The organism is Sediminibacillus massiliensis (assembly GCF_900156915.1).
In the GTDB taxonomy this organism is placed as follows: domain Bacteria; phylum Bacillota; class Bacilli; order Bacillales; family Amphibacillaceae; genus Sediminibacillus_A; species Sediminibacillus_A massiliensis.
This window is the reverse complement of record NZ_LT732535.1, coordinates 2073235-2091604: the sequence shown is the minus strand read 5'-3', so window position 1 is coordinate 2091604 and position 18370 is coordinate 2073235. Positions and strand designations below refer to the sequence as shown.

Annotated in this window: 17 protein-coding genes; 8 read left to right on the top strand and 9 right to left on the bottom strand. The window is 43.0% G+C overall.

Annotated features, from left to right (window positions below):
* The first annotated feature begins 14 nt into the window (after window positions 1–14).
* Window positions 15–731, top strand: a complete 717-nt coding sequence (locus CZ434_RS11310) for an HAD family hydrolase (RefSeq protein ID WP_077623243.1) — start codon at window positions 15–17, stop codon at window positions 729–731.
* 102 nt (window positions 732–833) lie between these two features.
* Here the strand turns inward: CZ434_RS11310 and CZ434_RS11305 are convergent, their stop codons facing one another.
* Window positions 834–1163 (bottom strand): hypothetical protein, encoded by a 330-nt coding sequence (locus tag CZ434_RS11305; protein WP_077623242.1) that lies wholly within the window; start codon window positions 1161–1163, stop codon window positions 834–836.
* Between the two features lie 130 nt (window positions 1164–1293).
* On the opposite strand from CZ434_RS11305, the gene CZ434_RS11300 reads away from it, so the two are divergent.
* Window positions 1294–2547: an esterase/lipase family protein gene (locus CZ434_RS11300; RefSeq protein ID WP_077623241.1), complete on the top strand. Its 1254-nt coding sequence runs from the start codon at window positions 1294–1296 to the stop codon at window positions 2545–2547.
* Window positions 2548–2661: 114 nt separating this feature from the next.
* Here the strand turns inward: CZ434_RS11300 and CZ434_RS11295 are convergent, their stop codons facing one another.
* Window positions 2662–3777, bottom strand: coding sequence for an NAD(P)/FAD-dependent oxidoreductase (locus tag CZ434_RS11295; RefSeq protein WP_077623240.1), 1116 nt, complete (start codon window positions 3775–3777; stop codon window positions 2662–2664).
* A 151-nt stretch (window positions 3778–3928) separates the two neighbouring features.
* Between CZ434_RS11295 and CZ434_RS11290 the strand changes: the two genes are divergently transcribed.
* The 3 genes from CZ434_RS11290 to CZ434_RS11280 are packed head-to-tail and all read left to right on the top strand — an operon-like array spanning window position 3929 to window position 6842.
* Complete coding sequence (locus CZ434_RS11290) at window positions 3929–4774, top strand: ABC transporter ATP-binding protein (RefSeq protein ID WP_077623239.1); 846 nt, start codon at window positions 3929–3931, stop codon at window positions 4772–4774.
* A 56-nt stretch (window positions 4775–4830) separates the two neighbouring features.
* Window positions 4831–5835: a FecCD family ABC transporter permease gene (locus CZ434_RS11285; protein ID WP_077623238.1), complete on the top strand. Its 1005-nt coding sequence runs from the start codon at window positions 4831–4833 to the stop codon at window positions 5833–5835.
* Window positions 5832–6842: a FecCD family ABC transporter permease gene (locus tag CZ434_RS11280; protein ID WP_077623237.1), complete on the top strand. Its 1011-nt coding sequence runs from the start codon at window positions 5832–5834 to the stop codon at window positions 6840–6842. The genes CZ434_RS11285 and CZ434_RS11280 overlap by 4 nt, the downstream gene beginning before the upstream one ends.
* Window positions 6843–6958: 116 nt before the next feature.
* On the opposite strand, the gene CZ434_RS11275 is transcribed toward CZ434_RS11280, so the two are convergent.
* The gene (locus CZ434_RS11275; protein WP_077623236.1) at window positions 6959–7576 is read right to left on the bottom strand and encodes a DUF3298 and DUF4163 domain-containing protein; all 618 of its coding nucleotides are present in this window, start codon (window positions 7574–7576) and stop codon (window positions 6959–6961) included.
* 232 nt (window positions 7577–7808) lie between these two features.
* Between CZ434_RS11275 and CZ434_RS11270 the strand changes: the two genes are divergently transcribed.
* Entirely contained in the window at window positions 7809–8456 is a 648-nt protein-coding gene (locus tag CZ434_RS11270) for a hypothetical protein (protein WP_077623235.1), read from the top strand.
* 91 nt (window positions 8457–8547) lie between these two features.
* On the opposite strand, the gene CZ434_RS11265 is transcribed toward CZ434_RS11270, so the two are convergent.
* The 4 genes from CZ434_RS11265 to CZ434_RS22380 all read right to left on the bottom strand — a co-directional run bounded on the left by CZ434_RS11265 (window position 8548) and on the right by CZ434_RS22380 (window position 12715).
* Window positions 8548–9372 (bottom strand): carbohydrate ABC transporter permease, encoded by an 825-nt coding sequence (locus CZ434_RS11265; RefSeq protein WP_077623234.1) that lies wholly within the window; start codon window positions 9370–9372, stop codon window positions 8548–8550.
* A 14-nt stretch (window positions 9373–9386) separates the two neighbouring features.
* Window positions 9387–10280, bottom strand: a complete 894-nt coding sequence (locus tag CZ434_RS11260; RefSeq protein ID WP_077623233.1) for a carbohydrate ABC transporter permease — start codon at window positions 10278–10280, stop codon at window positions 9387–9389.
* A gap of 63 nt (window positions 10281–10343) precedes the next feature.
* The gene (locus tag CZ434_RS11255; protein ID WP_179107248.1) at window positions 10344–11690 is read right to left on the bottom strand and encodes an extracellular solute-binding protein; all 1347 of its coding nucleotides are present in this window, start codon (window positions 11688–11690) and stop codon (window positions 10344–10346) included.
* A gap of 11 nt (window positions 11691–11701) precedes the next feature.
* Window positions 11702–12715 carry a LacI family DNA-binding transcriptional regulator gene (locus CZ434_RS22380; RefSeq protein ID WP_281252300.1) on the bottom strand — a complete coding sequence of 338 codons (1014 nt, stop codon included), beginning with the start codon at window positions 12713–12715 and terminating at the stop codon, window positions 11702–11704.
* Between the two features lie 344 nt (window positions 12716–13059).
* Between CZ434_RS22380 and CZ434_RS11245 the strand changes: the two genes are divergently transcribed.
* Window positions 13060–14022 (top strand): formylglycine-generating enzyme family protein, encoded by a 963-nt coding sequence (locus CZ434_RS11245; protein ID WP_077623231.1) that lies wholly within the window; start codon window positions 13060–13062, stop codon window positions 14020–14022.
* Between the two features lie 204 nt (window positions 14023–14226).
* Here the strand turns inward: CZ434_RS11245 and CZ434_RS11240 are convergent, their stop codons facing one another.
* Window positions 14227–15027, bottom strand: coding sequence for a helix-turn-helix domain-containing protein (locus CZ434_RS11240; RefSeq protein ID WP_077623230.1), 801 nt, complete (start codon window positions 15025–15027; stop codon window positions 14227–14229).
* 176 nt (window positions 15028–15203) lie between these two features.
* Between CZ434_RS11240 and CZ434_RS11235 the strand changes: the two genes are divergently transcribed.
* Window positions 15204–17378, top strand: a complete 2175-nt coding sequence (locus CZ434_RS11235) for a glycoside hydrolase family 3 C-terminal domain-containing protein (RefSeq protein ID WP_077623229.1) — start codon at window positions 15204–15206, stop codon at window positions 17376–17378.
* A gap of 111 nt (window positions 17379–17489) precedes the next feature.
* Here CZ434_RS11235 and CZ434_RS11230 read toward each other — a convergent pair whose 3' ends face one another.
* Window positions 17490–18287, bottom strand: coding sequence for a DeoR/GlpR family DNA-binding transcription regulator (locus tag CZ434_RS11230; protein ID WP_077623228.1), 798 nt, complete (start codon window positions 18285–18287; stop codon window positions 17490–17492).
* Window positions 18288–18370 lie beyond the last annotated feature (83 nt).

Genomic DNA, 18370 nt, shown 5'->3' with positions numbered 1-18370 from the left:
AGAGGCTGATAGATATGGATACAATCATCTTTGATGTTGATGATACATTATATGATCAAGCACTGTCCTTGAAAAAGACGATAAAAAGAATGATCTCACAACCACTTACCGACGAGGAAATGGACCAGTTCTATATCATAAGCCGGCAGTACAGTGATTCCTTATTTGATAAAAGCGAAGATGGGGAGGTCTCTAAACAAGAGATGCACATTCGCCGGGTGACGGGAGCTTGTGAGGCATTCGGCATTCCGATGACGCGTGAACAGGCAATTGAGTTCCAGGAAGCGTATGTGGAGGAACAACAGCGGATAACCTTGTTTGAAGAAGTGGAAGAATTGTTGGAATCTCTTCATAATCAAAACAAGCAGCTGGCTATCCTCACGAATGGGGAAGAGAACCATCAGTCCATGAAAATAAAACAGCTCGATCTGGCCAGATGGATACCGGAGGAAAACATTTTTATTTCGGGAGCGCTTGGAATTGCCAAACCGAAACGGGAAGTTTTTCAAATTCTTGAAGACAAGCTGCAGCTGGATAAAGAAAAAACAGTCTATGTAGGAGATTCTTTTGATAACGATATTGTAGGAGCGAAGCAGGCAGGCTGGAATGCATACTGGATGAATCACCGCAAAAGAGACATGCCTGATACCCCGTTCAAGCCGGACAAGACGTTCTATGATGCAAAAGAACTGTTAGACACATTGATTCAAGATATTTCATATTCTAAATAGACACAATCACACACCTTCAGACTGCCGGAATGTCCCGGCAGTCTCTTTTTTACGGATACGGTTTGTAGCCCCTTCTGCGAAATTGATTAAGTTGCTGACTAGTCAAATATCTCTAATAACAGAACTGTTCATTTGCTGTTGAAGGACTTTGAATTTAAAAAGCGTTTCCCTTGCTGCATGTGCCTCTTTTTTTGGAACTTTTATAATGAATTTACCTTCCCGGTATTCATGGAACGTGAGCGAAAGGTTCATCGGATTCATTTTATAAGAGTAAGAGGTTTTGATGTTATTTCCTTTAAAAAGGTAATAGATGGTTTGGGCGTCTCCGACGTTGGTTTCGTTCGTTTCATAAGCGACTACCCACTCATCATTTTCCAAATACATCAAAATAAAGGAAAGAAGCAGCCCGACAACTAATACAACACTTATCATAAAAATTCTCCTCCCCACATTTATAGATAGCGCTTACAAAAATCGGTTAATAGATGAATTAAATAAATGATACTATAGAGAAAAATGAGATGGAAGTAGTAAAAAATACTATTTTAGGAGGAGCAAAGCGGTGTATATCTTTATTAATGGAATACCGCATGAAGCCGACAATAAAGAAAGCTCGCCAATCCGGGTGAAGCAGGAAAAAATCGATAGTCATATGTTCATCACAACCAATCCGACACTTATACAGAAATACACGGTAGAAATCGAGTCTGAGTTCCTCAGTCAAAACGAGGTGGAATTGGGGTTGGAAGTAAAGGAAGATGAGATAGCCTTTGCAATGGAAAAAGATTTTTATGAAAATGATTTACGACAAGCCATGGAAAACTTTCAGGAAGAGGGCATCATTCCGAAAAATCCTCCGTTTTTCTTGTTTAAAAACAAGACTGATATGGTACGGCTTGATATAAATGCAAAAGGAAACAGGCTGACAGACTGGATACGTGACAAGTTGGGTGATTTTCATGAAGTTGCCGTTTTCGTTGCTAAGTTGCTGGGGTTAAAAGATGAACTCCTTGTCCCACAGGTAAATATGGTACGTCTGAACAACGGAAGTATCGATTTGGTAGAGGGCGAATTGGATTTGAGACCGGACAAGAAGACTGCAGTGCTTGTGCATGGTTTATGTTCGGTGGTCGGGGATAACTTTGTGGAATTGTACGGCTTGCTGGAGGCTGAATTTAATGTTGTGGCATTTTCCTATCCGACTGTCCGCCCGGCAATAACAGAAAACGCCAGTATCCTAGCTGAAAAAATTGCTGAAATAAACGATGGAAGTGAAGGTGTTATTGTCTTTGCCCATAGTATGGGCGGTATTGTGTCCAGAAGCGCGATTGTCGAAGAGGAAGCAGATATCTCTTCCTTAATCATGGCAGGAACACCAAACAATGGATCCTTCCTGGCGAAGAGTATGGTCAATCAATTTGAAGATAAGTGGTTTTTTATGGCCATACTCGATGAATTCAACCCGAAGAACTGGCGCATGGCCGATCTGGCCGATTTAAAGTACGAGTCGAATCAAGGCATCCTAGATCTATGCCAGGAAAGTCCGTTTATTAAAGAACTGAATGAACTTGAACAAAGCTATCATCATGTAAATAAGTATTTCGTTTTGGCTGGCAATAAATTTTGGGGCAGGTCCGACTATATAGTATCAGCTGCGAACGTTACAAGTTTGAAGGCAGGCGATTCTGCAATCAACCTGCCAGGCATGACCTGTGCTTGGCACCATTGGGGTTATTATTCTGACACGGATTATCTAAAGACATCGATCAAAAATGCTTTTCAATACTTGAATGTTCCCGTCCAGTCAACTTTGTGAGGAGGATTTGTTCCCTGAGAAAAGTACAACTCGCACTAGCTGCCGCGCTCAAGTATATGTCCCCGGCGCCCGAGTTACTCTCTCCCCCCGCTCTAGTGAAAGCATATATTAATCTTAACAGACAATAAACACTTCCCAACGACCGGCAGTTACCAACTGGCGGTTTAATTTTAGCCTGGATTTTCTGACAATACCTTTAACCAATTTCTTGTTTCTTTCTGCAAATATTTCATTATGGGAGGAAACCATGCCATATTCAGTTGCTTCCGGCTCGATAAACTGCTTGGCTTTGTTGACTGCATTGGCAGCATCTTGAAAGGCACCTGCAATCAGATGGAGTTTGCCGTCGTGCTTCAGGATATCTCCCGCCCCGTATAAACCCGGTATGGAAGATTCGCCCATCGGACTGGCGGCAATAAAATAATCGTCAATTAATTGGATGTCTATCCTGCTGTTTTTCATCAACGAGGAATCACGATCATATCCATGGTTGATGACGACATCATCAACAGAAAGGTAACTAATATCACCTGTCCGGGTATTGGCTAATTCTATACTTTCAATTTTTTTGTGGTTCTTGTCGGCTACTAACTTTGTAATGGTTGTATGGAAACAGCAGGTTACAGAACTGTTCATTAAGCGGGATATCTGGGCCTCGTGGCCGGTGAACTGGTCCTTGCGGTACGTGATATACACTTTCTTTGCAATAGACTCCAGCTCGTTTGCCCAATCAATGGCAGAATTGCCGCCGCCAGATATGATGACCGTCTTGTCTTTAAATTGTTTCAATGATTTGACCGTATAATGCAAATTGGTGATTTCGAATTTTTCTGCACCTTCTATTGGCAGTTTTTGAGGTTTCAATATCCCGCCACCCACGGCCATAATTACAGTACGCGAAAGATGCTTTCTGCCGGAAGGCCCTCTTAACTCGAATATTCCTTCTTCGGTCCGGCGGATCGATTCGATTTTTTCGTTGAGAATTACTTCCGGGTCAAAGGTAAGTCCTTGTGCGACCAAATTTTCCATCAGTTCAGCCCCCGGGACTGGGGGAAGCCCGCCGACATCCCAGACGATTTTCTCCGGATAGACATGCACTTTTCCGCCTAGTGTTGGCTGGTATTCAATGATTTTGGTCTTCATTTCCCTCAACCCGCTGTAAAATGCCGAAAAAAGCCCGGCAGGTCCACCACCGATTATGGTCACATCAAAGCATTCTATTCTATCCACTTATAGTTCCTCCCCTGTATAAGTAATTCTGTTTATTTTCTGAAAATAGTTGACACGATTATGATACTCGATTATATTGTCAATGTAAATGATATTGAAAATCATTCTCACTTAATTGCGCTCAATAGATAAATTCATGGGAGGCTGAAGAATGGTTCGTCTATATACAGAAGATTTGACTGTTGGTTACGGAGAGAAATCGATTATAAAAGAAATGACATTGGAAATCCCCGACAACAAAATTACCACTATTATTGGTGCGAACGGGTGTGGAAAGTCGACGTTATTAAAGGCTGTTACCAGAATTCTTACACCACATGGAGGCTCAATCGTATTGGACGGGAGAAGTATATCCAAGGAAAATACCAGACAGCTTGCCAAAAAGATGGCCATCCTTCCTCAATCTCCGGAGAGTGCAGGGGGATTGACTGTAGCCGAATTGGTGGCATACGGACGGTTTCCTTATCAGAAAGGATTCGGCAGAGTAACCAAGCAAGACAGGCGGATTATTGACTGGGCTATGGAAGTTACCGGCATTTTAGCGTTTAAATACCGCTCTGTCGATGATTTATCAGGCGGTCAGCGGCAGCGGGTCTGGATTGCGATGGCGCTCGCCCAGGAAACGGAATTGATTTTTCTTGATGAACCGACGACATATCTGGACATGGCCCATCAATTGGAAGTCTTGGAGCTCATCGATCAACTGAATAAACAAGAAGGTCGGACAATCGTCATGGTCCTTCACGATCTAAACCAGGCGGCCCGCTTTGCAGACCATATCATTGCCTTGAAGGATGGGAAAATCGTAAAGAAAGGGTCCAGCAATGAGGTGATTCAACGGGACGTTTTAAAACAAGTTTTTCAAATCGACGCAGAAATCGGCCGAGACCCTCGGACAAACAAGCCGATGTGCATTACTTACAATTTATTGCGCAAGGAGACTGGCGGGAAAAGCGCGGTTGATTCTATGTCTCGACTCACTAGCGGGATTTGCTGATGTTAGGTAGGTTATGGAGAGCCTGAAAATTTCTATTGAGAAAGAATTGGTGCAACATGAAATCTGTAAGCAATATAACATTTATATATAAGATGACAGCGGCTATGCTGGTTTTGGGTGCTACGTTTGCAATGGCTCTGGTGCTTGGCGCCGCTGATATCAGCTTACGGGATGTATGGCTGGCACTGTCATCAAGTATGACGTCGGATGCGGCTGATATTATCCGTGACATCCGTCTGCCTCGTGAAGTTGCCGCTGTATTTGTCGGAGCAGGACTTGCGGTTGCAGGTGCGATCATGCAGGGGTTGACGCGTAATCCGCTGGCGGATCCCGGACTCCTGGGCCTGACTGCCGGTGCCAATGCTGCTCTAGCACTGACGCTTGTATTCTTTCCAGTTGCTGGCTTCATGGGGTTAATGATTTCCTGCTTTATAGGGGCCGCAGCAGGCGCTGCCCTAGTATTTGGGATCAGTTCGATGAAAAGAGGAGGATTTTCGCCTTTCCGGATCGTTTTGGCAGGTGCGGCAATCACCGCATTCCTCCAGGCAGCAGCAGAAGGACTTGGCTTATACTTTCATATCTCCAAGGATATCTCGATGTGGACGGCGGGTGGAATGGTTGGTACATCCTGGAGTCAGTTGAAAGTCATCATCCCATTTATTTTGATAGGCATTATCGTTTCTACATACTTTTCCAGACAACTGACGATTTTAAGCTTGAATGAAGAAGTGGCAATCGGGCTCGGCCAGAAAACAAGGATGATCAAGGCGATTCTGTTCGTGGTCATTATTTTCCTTGTGGGTGCTTCCGTGGCTCTTGTCGGAAATATGACATTCATAGGGCTTATGATTCCACATATTGTCCGGTTCCTAGTCGGGACCGATTACCGGTTCATTTTGCCGATGTCTGCTGTTGTCGGGGCAAGCTTCATGTTGATTGCCGACACGCTTGGCCGAACCATCCATGCTCCATATGAAACGCCTGTTGCTGCGATTGTTGCCATGCTCGGCCTGCCTTTCTTCCTGTTTATCGTAAATAAAGGAGGGAAAGCATTCTCGTGATACATCCTGCTGTTATCAGAAAACAACGGATTACCATCATTGTTTTAGTCCTCCTAGTTCTTACAACAATCATTACAGGTATGGGAATGGGATATTCTTCTGTTTCCTATGATCGGATTATTCCGATCCTTTCCGGCCAGGGAACGTTCAAAGAGGATTTTGTTCTTTTTACAATCAGGCTTCCCCGTATTTTGATTACCCTTCTTGCAGGAATGGCACTCGCTGTAGCTGGTGCTGTTTTGCAAGGAGTGACAAGGAATGAACTAGCTGACCCGGGCATCGTTGGAATCAATGCCGGGGCAGGAGTAGGTGTTGCCATTTTCTTTTTGTATTTTCCGATTGAGGTCGGGTCTTTTGTCTATGCAATTCCGATTGTAGCCTTTATTAGTGGATGTCTCACAGCTTGCCTCATTTATGTGTTTTCCTACAGCAGAGCAAGCGGATTGCAGCCGGTCAAATTTGTCTTGACTGGTATTGGGTTTTCCATGGCTCTTTCCGGGATCATGATCATCCTTATTTCCTCTGCAGAAAGGGAGAAAGTCGATTTCATTGCCAAGTGGCTCGCGGGAAATATATGGGGCACCGACTGGCCGTATATTTGGGCGGTCCTCCCATGGCTGGTCATTTTGCTTCCTGTAGTCTTTTATAAAGCAAATCGTTTAAACCTTCTGGAATTAAGTGATTCTGTTTCGATTGGCTTAGGTGTCTCGCTTGAAAAAGAAAGGCTTACGCTTATCCTTACTGCCGTCGGGCTGGCTTCTGCCGCTGTTTCCGTTACCGGCGGAATAGCGTTTGTGGGTTTGATGGCTCCACATATTGCAAAAAGGCTTGTCGGTTCCAGACATCAATTGTTTCTGCCGGTTTGCCTGCTTATCGGCGCCTGGTTATTACTGGTTGCGGACACGATTGGCCGGAATGTCGCAGATCCGGAGGGTATTGCTGCCGGTATTGTAACAGCACTGATTGGAGCACCTTATTTCATTTATTTATTATTGAAAAAAGCTTGAGAGCTTACAATGATGCTAGTAAGCTCTCTTTCTGCTTCAAACCTGGACGCTCAAGTTTCATCAAGGGCCGATCCAACGCTCCATTCTTGCCATCTGGCCGTCTTGCGTCGAGCCCTTTAATTGTTCTCGGCCATTCTTCCGAGCGGGCCGTCTTCCCTGATAATGTCCTGTAAATCATAGACAGAAATAGGGAACATCGGAAAACCGTAAACATAGGGGGTCAGATCATAAAGCTGAAAATAAATAACCAGACACTTATCTGCGATATAAAAGTCCTGATCAGGTTTTATTCCTGGGAAATCTTCCAAAAGCGGGACGTCCCGCTCAATGATCTGTTCACTGATCAGGGTGTTCAGCCGTTCTTCGTAATTGCTTCCAGGTGTAAATAAGTCAGATAACGAATCAAGCTTACCTTCTTTCAAATCAAATGTCAGTGATTTAATAAAAGTCATGCCATGAGCGGCTTGATAGTGGTACGTATAGTTGGAAAGAGACAGGCTGAGGACTTGACGCTGATTGTTTTTTAGTTCGTAAGTTCCGAGCATTTCCTCCACCGTTGATGGCATATTGCCTACCTGGAGATCAATGAGCTGCTGGGTTTGAGACTCGATGGCTTGGTTGATATACCGCTCCAATCTTGTGTCGGCCATATTAACTGCCCTTGGATAAAAAACTTGTATCGGTTCTTTGCCGACCTTCACGGTTTCAGTACGGACCGGGAATGAAATAGGCATATTCCTCCCCCTTTATCGATTTTTTTCTATACTATTCACCCGGGTATGGAGAAGTGCGTGAAAAACCCTTACGCAATTGCATAAAGGGGAGGGGGAAGAGCCATTCTTACCGTGCCTCTTCTGGAATCCTATTTTTACATTCCTACATAATATAATTCATCAACTTGACTCCAGTGCTTATAATAGAAATAGAACTTTTGCTTCATGTATGAAGAGGCGGCGGGGTTGCGAAATGAAAATTTACCAAAATAAACAAAAGAAAGAAATAGTTTATGAAATATTTATGATCTTACTTGCTTCCTTTTCTGTCGCTACGCTATGGAAAAGTACCGGATATGACGGGGTCATTGTTTGGGTTACCTGGGGAATATTTTTCATAGACTTTCTTTACCGCTTTGTCAAAAGTGACAGCAAACTTGATTTTATCAAGCAAAATCCTTTTCTGGTGATTGCCGTCATTCCGTTGGATGCGGTTTTCCAATTTGCAAGGTTTGCGCGGATCCTTCACCTTCTCCGGCTGAAGACGATTACCAAGTACTATACGATGCCGTTTATCAAGTTTTTTAAAAGACAGCATTTGGGATTGGTAGCATCGATAACAATGCTTGTAATCTTTCTATCTATTATTCCGTTATACTTGCTTGAGCCGGAACTAGACAGTTATTGGGATGCATTTATCGGCAGTTTGATGACTATCACTTTTTTCGGCCAGTCTGATTTTGATCCGACAACAGGAGCAGGGCATGCGATTACGGTATTGTTGACCATTTTCGGAGTGGTTTTGCATGGGTTGATCATTAGTACGTGTATTGATTATGTGTATCAGTCCAGGTTGTTTAAAGTGGCTGTGACCAAGTTAAAGCGGAAAGCAGGGGGGTAAGCTTTAATAGACTTGTTCAAAAGAAAAGCATTTTACCCACTAAAAACAGCGAGCAGATACACATAAGTGTCCTGCCCGCTTTGTCTCTTGTCTAACCTTTAGCTGCCCCGCCCATGGTGAAGCCCTTGGACATATGGTTTTGGGCGAAGTAATATAGGATGAACGTGGGAAGCATATACAAGATAGAGTATGCTGCAAGCTGCCCGTATGCTGCATAACCATACTGTCCGAAAAATTGGAATATGGTTACAGATGCCGGCAGCTTTTCAGGAGACTGCAGCAGGATATATGGAACGAAGAAGTTCCCCCAGCTTCCGATGAATACAAATATGCTGACCGTGAATATCCCCGGTATCATCAGGGGAGCGACTACTTTTCGCAGTCCAGTCAAGAGGGAGGCGCCATCAATCCAGGCAGCTTCTTCCAATTCTACCGATACTCCGTCGATAAAATTTTTAATAATCCAGATACCAAATGGAAGTTGGGATGCAGTAAGAAAAAGAAGCGTCCCAAACAAGGAGTCTTGCAGATTCAAAAAGGTGAACAATTGATAGACTGGTACCATAACAGCTGTAATGGGCAGTGAAGTCATAAACAGGATGGCCAGTAATATCTTTTGTTTGTTTTTCATTGGGAATCTCGACAATGGATATGCCGCTAACAAGGAAAAGATGACAACTAAAATCGTCTGCCCGCCGGACAAGAATATACCAATCAGAAAAGCCCGCTGATTGACCGGGTTCATGATTACTTCCTTGAAATTATCCAGTGTTGGGTTTTCAGGCAGCTTGATAACCTGTGTTGCATTGGCATCAAATGAAGCAAAAATAACCCATAACAACGGGATAATAAATAATATACCGATGATTGCCAAAACTGCATAGGCAAGGAATGTTTCGAATTTATTATTTTTCACTTTTCAGCCCTCCTTTAATCTTCTGCCTTCAGTAGTCTGATATAAGCTAAACTTAGTACTATTCCGATTAAGAGAATGACTAGTGAAATTGCTGTACCATAACCCAATTGATAATTAACGAATGCCTGCTCGTACATAAACACAGGTAAAGTCGATGTCGCTCTGGCAGGGCCGCCGCCCGTCATGGTATAGATCAAAGTAAACACGCCGAGAGTACCTAAAGTAATGATAACCAGGTTCGTAAAAATCGTGTTCTTTATCATTGGAATAGTTATTTTACATAAACGCTGCCATCGATTTGCCCCATCTATTTTTGCTGATTCCTCGACGCTGACAGGCACGTTGTCCAGTGCAGCCTGGAACATCAACATAGACAGTGCGGACCCTTGCCAAATGTTGGCGATAATCACAGACACCATTGGAAAAGTAAAAAGCCAGGATATAGGTTCTATTCCGATGGTTCCAAGGATTTGATTTAATGTCCCATTATCGTGTAAAAAAGAGACAAAGGTGAAAGCGACAATGATTTCCGGTGTTACCCATCCAGCCATGACGGTGCCTCCGACAAATTTCCGGAAGGTTTTATTTTTCTGCTTCATTAAGAATGCAAGCAAAAACCCGAGAACCTGCTGTCCGATGACTCCCGAGAATATCAAAAATATCATGGTGGCAGTAAAGGATGTTTTGAAGTTTGGATCCTTGAACATCTGTACGAAGTTTTGAAATCCTACAAATTCAATATTTTGTGCCGCGGCGCCGGTCAATGACATATTAGTAAAGGCGAAAAAAAAGGTCATGAAAATGGGACCAACAAAAAAGATCAATAATAGAATGATGGTTGGCGCCAAGAATAAAAGTGCTTTTTGAAAATTATTGTTATTTTTTGCAGCTTGTGTGTTTGCCAACATGAGTTCTTGCCCCCCCGATGGAAAGTGAGAGACCAAAACCGGTCAGGAATTGGTCTCATTAAGTTATTTTGTCATCACGTTTTCTTCACCGACAATCCGCTTCAATCCTGTTTCGTAATTTTTGACTGCTTCTTCCGGTGACAGACTGCCGGAAGCGACACTTTCCATCACTTCCTGAATATGTGTAGAAACAGCTGGATAATCATCCACAGCTGGTCTGAAATTCGTGTACTTCAAAATCTCTCCAGCTTCCCGGTAGTTGCTGACAGGCTGGTTCAGGTATTCTTCCTTTTCCGCTACATCTGTACGAACAGTCATGTCACCGGTTTGTTTGACATAATCAAATTGGTGCTCTTCATCAACGGCCATTTTAATAAACTCAGCCGCTAAGTCTTGTTGATCGGAATGTTTAGGTATGGATAGTGCCCATCCCCCAGACATAGAGGTATAGCCCGGTTCCTGCCCATTTTGTGTTGGGAATGGGATGAATCCCCATGTATCCAGAGCTTCTGGCCAAGGCGTTGCCCGTCCTTCTCGCCAGCTTCCTGCAACCCAGTTTCCATCCATCACCATCGCAACTTTATTATTGATCATCAAGTCTTCAGATAACTGATTTGCCACCTGGCTGTTCGAAGCAACACTAAGGGAAGGGCCTATTTCCTTTTTAAAGACCTGGTCAATAAATCCAAAAGTATCCTTAAGTGCATTCGGATCCACTACCCATTTTTTCTCGTCAAAATTGTATAGTTCAGAACCAGTACCGTTGTATAAAACTTGGAAGCTTCTCATCGAAGTAGCCTCCCCGGTTGCTTTGGAAACATAAGTGAAAAGAGGGATGACATCTTCTGCACTATCCCCTTTTATAGATTCAGCAGCATTTAAAACATCATCCCAGGATTGTGGATCGAAAGGCACTGGCAGGCCTGCACTTTCAAACAACTCTTTGTTGTACCATAATCCTTGGACATCCGTGCTGAATGGAACACCGTACACTTTACCATCAACAGCAGTAACCCCTTGTTTTGTAGTAGATTCGAAGTTATCCCATTCATCCCAGGCCTCTAACATGTCATCCATAGGTGACAGATAGCCTGCGTTGACATCGGAATTCAGGATAAAGGTATCCTCGACGGCAACGTCCGGGGAGGTTTCTGCTGACTTCATCATCATAGCTTGTTTGGTTGTCACATCGTCGTGAAGAGGTATGAGTTCGACATCGATATCTTCATGTTCTGCTTCAAAATCTTTTTCCAAGTCTTTGAACCAGTCTTCCCACCATGTAGGATAGGTTACTTTCAAAATTTCTCCGTCTCCGCTTGAATCAGCAGATGAACTCGGAGAATCACTGCAAGCTGCCAAGGCAGCGGTTGTAAGCAATGCCATACCTGCAATCCCTATTTTTTTTAGCATTTCCATTCCTCCTATTGATTGTAGTTAGGTTTTTCGACATCATTCCATGATTTTGTGCTCTCCCTGACAACTAATCGAAATGGAATATAGTTTCCCTTAAACGGTATCGGCCGTTCTTTAATTTGATCGATTAATAATCGTGCTGCTGTGGTTCCTATGTCTACAGGATTTTGCTTTATGGTTGTCAACTTGGGCTTGAAGACGCTGGCCAAGTCAATGTCGTCGAATCCGACAACAGAAATATCGCCAGGAACATCATAACCATGTTCATGTAAATAATTGATTGCTCCTAAGGCTTGCTGATCGGAACATGCAAAAATGGCTGTGGGTCGCTCTTGTTGGGACATGATCTGTGCTGCTGCCTGGTAGCCATCCTCGATGGTATGGTATCTTCTTGTCTGCCATCTTGGATTGATTGGCAAGTTGGCCTCCTTTAGTGCTTCCAAGTAGCCTTGCAGACGATTGTCACCCGTCGCGATATCGAAGTCAGGACCTGCTAGAATAGCTATCTTTTGGTGTTTTTGGTTAATTAAGAATCTAGTAGCCTCACAAGAAGCCTTTACGTTGTCAATGGTGACATAAGGGTATTTCCCTTTATCAAGCTGCTGTCCCATAAACACGGTTGGAATAGTTGTCTTTTCAAAGAATGACTTGTGTTGGTCTGAGAAGTCTGTTACAGCCAAAATAATGCCATCAAGTTGTCTGTCTACGAAGATGTTTAGATACTCCAGTTCTTTCTGAAGATTGTTGTAAGAGGTGCTAAGTAGTATATTGTAGCCGTAATTTTCCGCTACTTCATTGATGCCTTCAATTAACTGGGAAAAAAAGTTGTTGGAAATTCTCGGGATAAGGACCCCGATTAAATTTGTTTTTTTGTTTACAAGTCCTCTGGCAAGCAAATTTGGTTTGAAATTTGTTTCCTCTACAACAGAGAGGACTCGCTCTTTCAATTCCTCGCTTACATGCTTACTATTGTTGAGGACCCTTGACACAGTTGAAACGGAAACATTTGATCTTTTCGCAATATCCTTGATGGAAACTTTTATAATAATCCTCCTCTCTCCGAACTTATGCTTGAAAACGTTTTCCTGAAAAAGGTAAAAAAAGCTTTGTAGTATGGAAATCCAGGTGCTTAAAGCTTTGATGTAATGGGTTTTATGTATTGTTCATTCTTCGTTGAGGAACATAAGCTGAAAACGCTTTCCTTGAATAAACCAGATTATACATACGCTATTCTATCTAGTCAATGTATAAAATTACCAATAACGAGGACTTACCAAAGGGATGTTGCTTAAAAAGATGGTGTATGTTTAAGATATTAAAAAGTGTTTTATGAAATCGTTTTTTCTTAAAAAGGAGTGAACAGTTAATGGAGCAAACCAATTCACCCAGTCCTTGCTGTGTATCAAGTCGGTCATCATTTGAATCAAAAACAAATCAATACGAAAGAAAGGTTGTGACCGCAAAAAAAGAATTGAAGTTTACAAAAAAGATGACTTATGTCCCTGGAGGAGAATTTTTCATGGGAACGGATTACCCGGATGGTTTTCCTGCTGACGGAGAAGGGCCTGTAAGAAAGGTTAAAATCAATTCTTTTTATATGGATAAATATTCGGTCACCAATTCGGAATTTAAACAATTTATTGATGAAACCGGCTACGAGACGGATGCGGAAAGATTCAATTGGTCTTTCGTATTTCATCTGTTTGTACGACCAGAGTGGAGAATTGCTGAAAGGCGGCTGCCGCAAACCCCGTGGTGGTATGCAGTAGAAGATGCGAACTGGTTTCAACCAGAGGGACCGGGCTCATCAGTCGAAAATAGAATGAATCACCCTGTAATACACGTGTCTTGGAATGATGCTGTTGCTTTTTGTAATTGGGCCGGCAAAAGACTGCCGACCGAGGCAGAGTGGGAGTTCGCTGCCAGAGGCGGTCTGGAGAAGAAAAAGTTTCCGTGGGGGGAGGAGTTAATGCCTGATGGAAAGCATTTATGCAACATTTGGCAAGGGCATTTTCCTTGTGAGAATACAGAGGATGACGGTTATCTTGGTACAGCACCGGCCCAATCTTTCCCGCCGAATGGGTATGATTTGTATAATGTAGTAGGCAATGTATGGGAATGGTGTTCAGATTGGTTTACCAAGAATCCTGGTAAAAGCGGGTATATGAAACAGCGCGGTCCTGCACGGGGCCAGTCAAAGGTCATTAAAGGGGGATCTTATTTATGTCATGACTCTTACTGCAACCGATACCGTGTGGCAGCAAGGAGTTCCAATACAATCGACAGTTCGACGGGGAACATGGGGTTCCGATGTGTAAGAGATGTCTGAAGTACTGAGTGTGGCTTTTTTAAAGAAAGCAGTATCTAACGGCTTGCTGGCGGAAAATTAATCGGACCTCTTAGACATTTATGCTGACAATGGGGAAGCTTATACAGGGAATTACCTGGCTAAACACATACAGAGAAACCTCCGATGCTTTCCTGTTTAACAGGATTCCCTGCAACCTGAAAGAAGCAGGCCAGTAATTCTTTCTTAAGTTGCGTCAATAGAAAATCTTCCAGGCGACTGGCCATGATGCTTTCGAAATACCCTGTGAAAGTATGTATAACTCCCGAAACCGGATATCTCTGCAATTTGTTCCAATGGGATATCGCTGTACTTTATCAATTTCACTGCAGTATTCAATCTGATTTCAACGGCATATTCGATGATTGTTTTTCCGAATCTTTCTTTAAAAAGGTGGGAAGCACGCGACACGCTGAAACCGGCATGATTTGCTACATCTTGAATCTTAATGGATTGAGTGGCATGCTCTTCAATGTATCTTTTCATCGCAAGAACCGGAGATGTCAGCCGGTTTTGATAAAGATGAGTATCCTTAATGGCTATATCAACGGAAAGACACAAAGAGCGAGTCAAATAATCTAACAACTCCGCGTCTTTATCATAGATTCTGCGTTTCTCCAGGATTATTTCTTTCCAGAGGACGGTAAGTTTTTTTGTATCATGAATGTGCTGGATGGTTGGTCGGTCCTCCCTTTTCCACCACTCATCCAGCCAAATTCCTCTGGCAAGGAGGAAATAGTCCCCGCTGCTGATGGACCTTTCTCCTGATTTGTCTGTATATTCTTCAATAAACAATTCACATCTGTCTTCGGGTTTGCATAACAGCAGATCGCCTGGGTAAAGTTGTTTTGTTATCCCGTTCAGCTTTACCGTGCAATTTCCTTCTGTCTGTAACCGGATAAAATAGTAATCTAATCCATCCTGCCAGCTGACGTGCTTTTTTTCGGCGTGATAGGAGTATTCACAAAGCAAGATATCACTCTTCATTAAATCCCTCCTTCATTTGTTTAGCAGAATTGTATATTCATATTTTACATCATTTATAAGGAGAAAAGACAAAATAATTCATGATTACAGCAAAATAATTCATGTGAAATTGTAACCCCTTCCACTAAAATGGATTACAAAGAAATTTCTAAACTATTGATTTAGGAGGCAGAAAAATGCAGGAAAAACTGGATTATATGGATGATAGTCTTAGTTTCGAAGATCGTGCAAGAGATCTTGTTTCCCGGATGACCGTCAAGGAAAAAGCATCACAATTGATACACAAGGCTTGCGCGGTCCCGAGGCTTGGCATTCCTACGTATAATTGGTGGAATGAGAGTCTTCATGGAGTTGCCCGTGCAGGTGTTTCGACTATGTTTCCCCAGGCAATTGGGATGGCTGCTACATTTGATGAGGAGCTTATCCATCAAGTGGCCGATATCATTTCAACAGAAGGACGAGCCAAATACCACGAATTTGCCAGGAAAAATGACCGAGGTATTTACAAGGGACTCACTTTCTGGGCGCCGAATATTAATATTTTCCGTGATCCGAGATGGGGACGAGGACATGAAACTTATGGAGAGGACCCTTATTTATCTGGAAAGCTCGGTGTTGCTTATATCAAGGGATTGCAGGGAGATGACCCGAAGTATATGAAGGCGGCAGCATGCGCGAAACACTATGCCGTGCACAGTGGCCCGGAAGAAGAACGACACTCATTTGATGCAATAGTAAACAAGAAAGATCTTTATGAAACTTATTTGCCTGCTTTTCGAGATAGTGTCAAAGAAGCCGGGGTCGAGTCGGTTATGGGGGCATACAATCGTGTGAACGGGGAGCCGTGCTGCGGGAGTGAAACACTGCTAGAACAAATTCTGAGAGAAGAATGGGACTTTAAAGGGCATGTTGTTTCGGATTGCTGGGCAGTCGTTGATTTTCATGAAAGCCACGGCGTAACACGATCAAAGGTGGAATCCGCAGCCCTTGCACTGAACAATGGCTGTGATTTGAACTGCGGTTCGATGTATAAGTATTTAGTGCAGGCATTTGAAGAAGGATTGGTTAAGGAGGAAGCATTGGACAAAGCAGTTACACGATTAATGATGACAAGGTTCAAGTTAGGGATGTTCGATGATCCGGAAAAGGTGCCGTACACCAAAATTCCGTATGAAATGAATAACTGTCCGGAACACAAAGAGGCGGCCCTTGAGGTGAGTAAGAAAAGCATGGTTTTGTTAAAAAATGAAAACAACTTCCTTCCATTAGACAAAGAGAAAATCCATAATATTGCTGTTATCGGTCCGAATGCTGACAGTAGGGCTGCTTTGACAGGCAACTACGAAGGAACGGCCTCTGAGTATGTAACGGTACTGGAAGGAATCCGGGAAGCGCTGAAGGACGAAGTAAGGGTTTATTATGCCGAGGGGTGTGAATTATACAATAAGAAAAAAAGCAGTCTGGATGATCCGAAAGATAGATTCATTGAAGCCGTCTCTGCCGCTGAACGAGCCGACGCTGTAATATTGTGCTTAGGCTTGGATGCGACGATCGAAGGGGAAGAAATGCATGAATCCAATGCATTTGGAAGTGGCGACAAGTCGGATTTGAATCTTCCCGGCCTTCAACAGGAATTGTTGGAAACCATTTACTCGACAGGCAAGCCGGTCATTTTGGTTCACTTATCGGGAAGCGCAATTGCATTAAACTGGGCAGATGAACATCTTCCGGCTATAGTACAAGGTTGGTATCCGGGAGCCCAAGGGGGGAGGGCTGTTGCTTCCCTGTTATTTGGAGAATACAGCCCATCCGGTAAACTACCTGTGACTTTTTACCGGTCGACAGAAGAACTTCCAGACTTCCGGGATTATTCCATGAAAAACCGCACCTATCGTTATATGGAGCAGGATGCCTTGTACCCATTTGGTTATGGTCTTAGTTATACGACATTCACTTATGAAAAAACAGGTTCATCGTCTTCTGCAATAAGTGCTGGTGAGTCAATCACGTTGAAAGCAAAAGTGAAAAATTCGGGAAAACGGACATCTGAAGAAGTAGTGCAAATGTATGTGAAGGATACCGAGGCTTCCTTGGATATACCTAAATGGCAGTTAAAAGGAGTTGAAAAAATTTCCCTTGAAGCAGGGGGAGAAAAAGAAGTGAGTTTCACCGTTTCTCCAAGGGACATGGCTCTCATTGATGAAAATGGAAAGTGTATCGTCGAACCTGGAAAGTATAAAGTTTTTATCGGAGGCTCTCAGCCTGATCAAAGGAGCCTTGAATTAACAGGAACCGATATTATAGAGTTTGAGTTCGAAGTAATCGGCAACAGATTGGAAGTTGAGTATTAAGAACGTTTATGAGTTTGGGGAGGAAATCTTGTAAACGCATAACCAATACCAATGGGTAGAGGCTATTATAAAAGACACAAAAAAGACCCCGAAGGAGTTCGGGGTCGATGATTAGCTGGGTGAATCTGCAGGTTCTTTGGTGGATACGACCAATACTTCTACACCAGCCTGCTCTATCTGACGAAGGATGCTTTCGTCAGCCAGGTCGCTTGTGATGAAAATATCAACCTGGTCAAAGTCACAGAACGAAGTAAGACCGGCTTTTTGTAATTTGCTGTGATCAGCAAGCACCACAATTTTTTGTCCAGCCGACACCATTGCCTTTTTCATTTCCGCTTCATACAAGTCGGAACTCGTGAATCCCTGACGAATGGAAATTCCTGAAGTGCCTAAGAAAACATAATTTGCATTATATTTTTTCAGCTCCATTTCAGCCTGTGGTCCAACGGTACTCAGTGTGTTTCTTCTCAGTTTGCCACCTAAAAGATAAATGGAGGCAGCTTCGTTTTTGGTGCACTCCTCTGCAATGTTCATAGCATTGGTAATAACCGTTAATTTGCCAGCTTGTTGTAAACCTTTAGAGACATGCCATGTTGTAGTGCCAGCATCAAGTATCACGGTTTGTTCCGCACTGATTAACTCTGCCGCTTTTCTGCCGATTCGCTCTTTTTCTTCATAAAACTGCTGATGTCTCTCATGGATAGGGATAATCTGATTAGGCGATTGCTTTTCAATCAAGATAGCTCCACCATAATTTTTTTCGAGGACCCCTTCTTTCTCCAGCTGGTTTAAATCACGGCGGATGGTTTCCTCCGAAACATTGAATAAGTTAACTAGCTCCGAAACTTTGACACTCTTATTTTTATACAATAACTCTTTTATTGTATTTCTTCTTTCTGCTGCAATCATCTATCCGTACCTCATTTCCAGTTAGTAAATGTACCTGGGATCAACCTATCGTCAAATGTTGTTTTGTTGTTAGTTTTTGAAAT

Excerpts from the sequence above, each read along its gene's own strand:
- CZ434_RS11310 (WP_077623243.1), top strand. The coding sequence starts at position 15 with ATGGATACAATCATCTTTGATGTTGATGATACATTATATGATCAAGCA.
- CZ434_RS11305 (WP_077623242.1), bottom strand. The coding sequence starts at position 1,163 with ATGATAAGTGTTGTATTAGTTGTCGGGCTGCTTCTTTCCTTTATTTTG.
- CZ434_RS11290 (WP_077623239.1), top strand. The coding sequence starts at position 3,929 with ATGGTTCGTCTATATACAGAAGATTTGACTGTTGGTTACGGAGAGAAA.
- CZ434_RS11285 (WP_077623238.1), top strand. The coding sequence starts at position 4,831 with ATGAAATCTGTAAGCAATATAACATTTATATATAAGATGACAGCGGCT.
- CZ434_RS11275 (WP_077623236.1), bottom strand. The coding sequence starts at position 7,576 with ATGCCTATTTCATTCCCGGTCCGTACTGAAACCGTGAAGGTCGGCAAA.
- CZ434_RS11270 (WP_077623235.1), top strand. The coding sequence starts at position 7,809 with ATGAAAATTTACCAAAATAAACAAAAGAAAGAAATAGTTTATGAAATA.
- CZ434_RS11260 (WP_077623233.1), bottom strand. The coding sequence starts at position 10,280 with ATGTTGGCAAACACACAAGCTGCAAAAAATAACAATAATTTTCAAAAA.
- CZ434_RS11255 (WP_179107248.1), bottom strand. The coding sequence starts at position 11,690 with ATGCTAAAAAAAATAGGGATTGCAGGTATGGCATTGCTTACAACCGCT.
- CZ434_RS11245 (WP_077623231.1), top strand. The coding sequence starts at position 13,060 with ATGGAGCAAACCAATTCACCCAGTCCTTGCTGTGTATCAAGTCGGTCA.
- CZ434_RS11240 (WP_077623230.1), bottom strand. The coding sequence starts at position 15,027 with ATGAAGAGTGATATCTTGCTTTGTGAATACTCCTATCACGCCGAAAAA.
- CZ434_RS11235 (WP_077623229.1), top strand. The coding sequence starts at position 15,204 with ATGCAGGAAAAACTGGATTATATGGATGATAGTCTTAGTTTCGAAGAT.
- CZ434_RS11230 (WP_077623228.1), bottom strand. The coding sequence starts at position 18,287 with ATGATTGCAGCAGAAAGAAGAAATACAATAAAAGAGTTATTGTATAAA.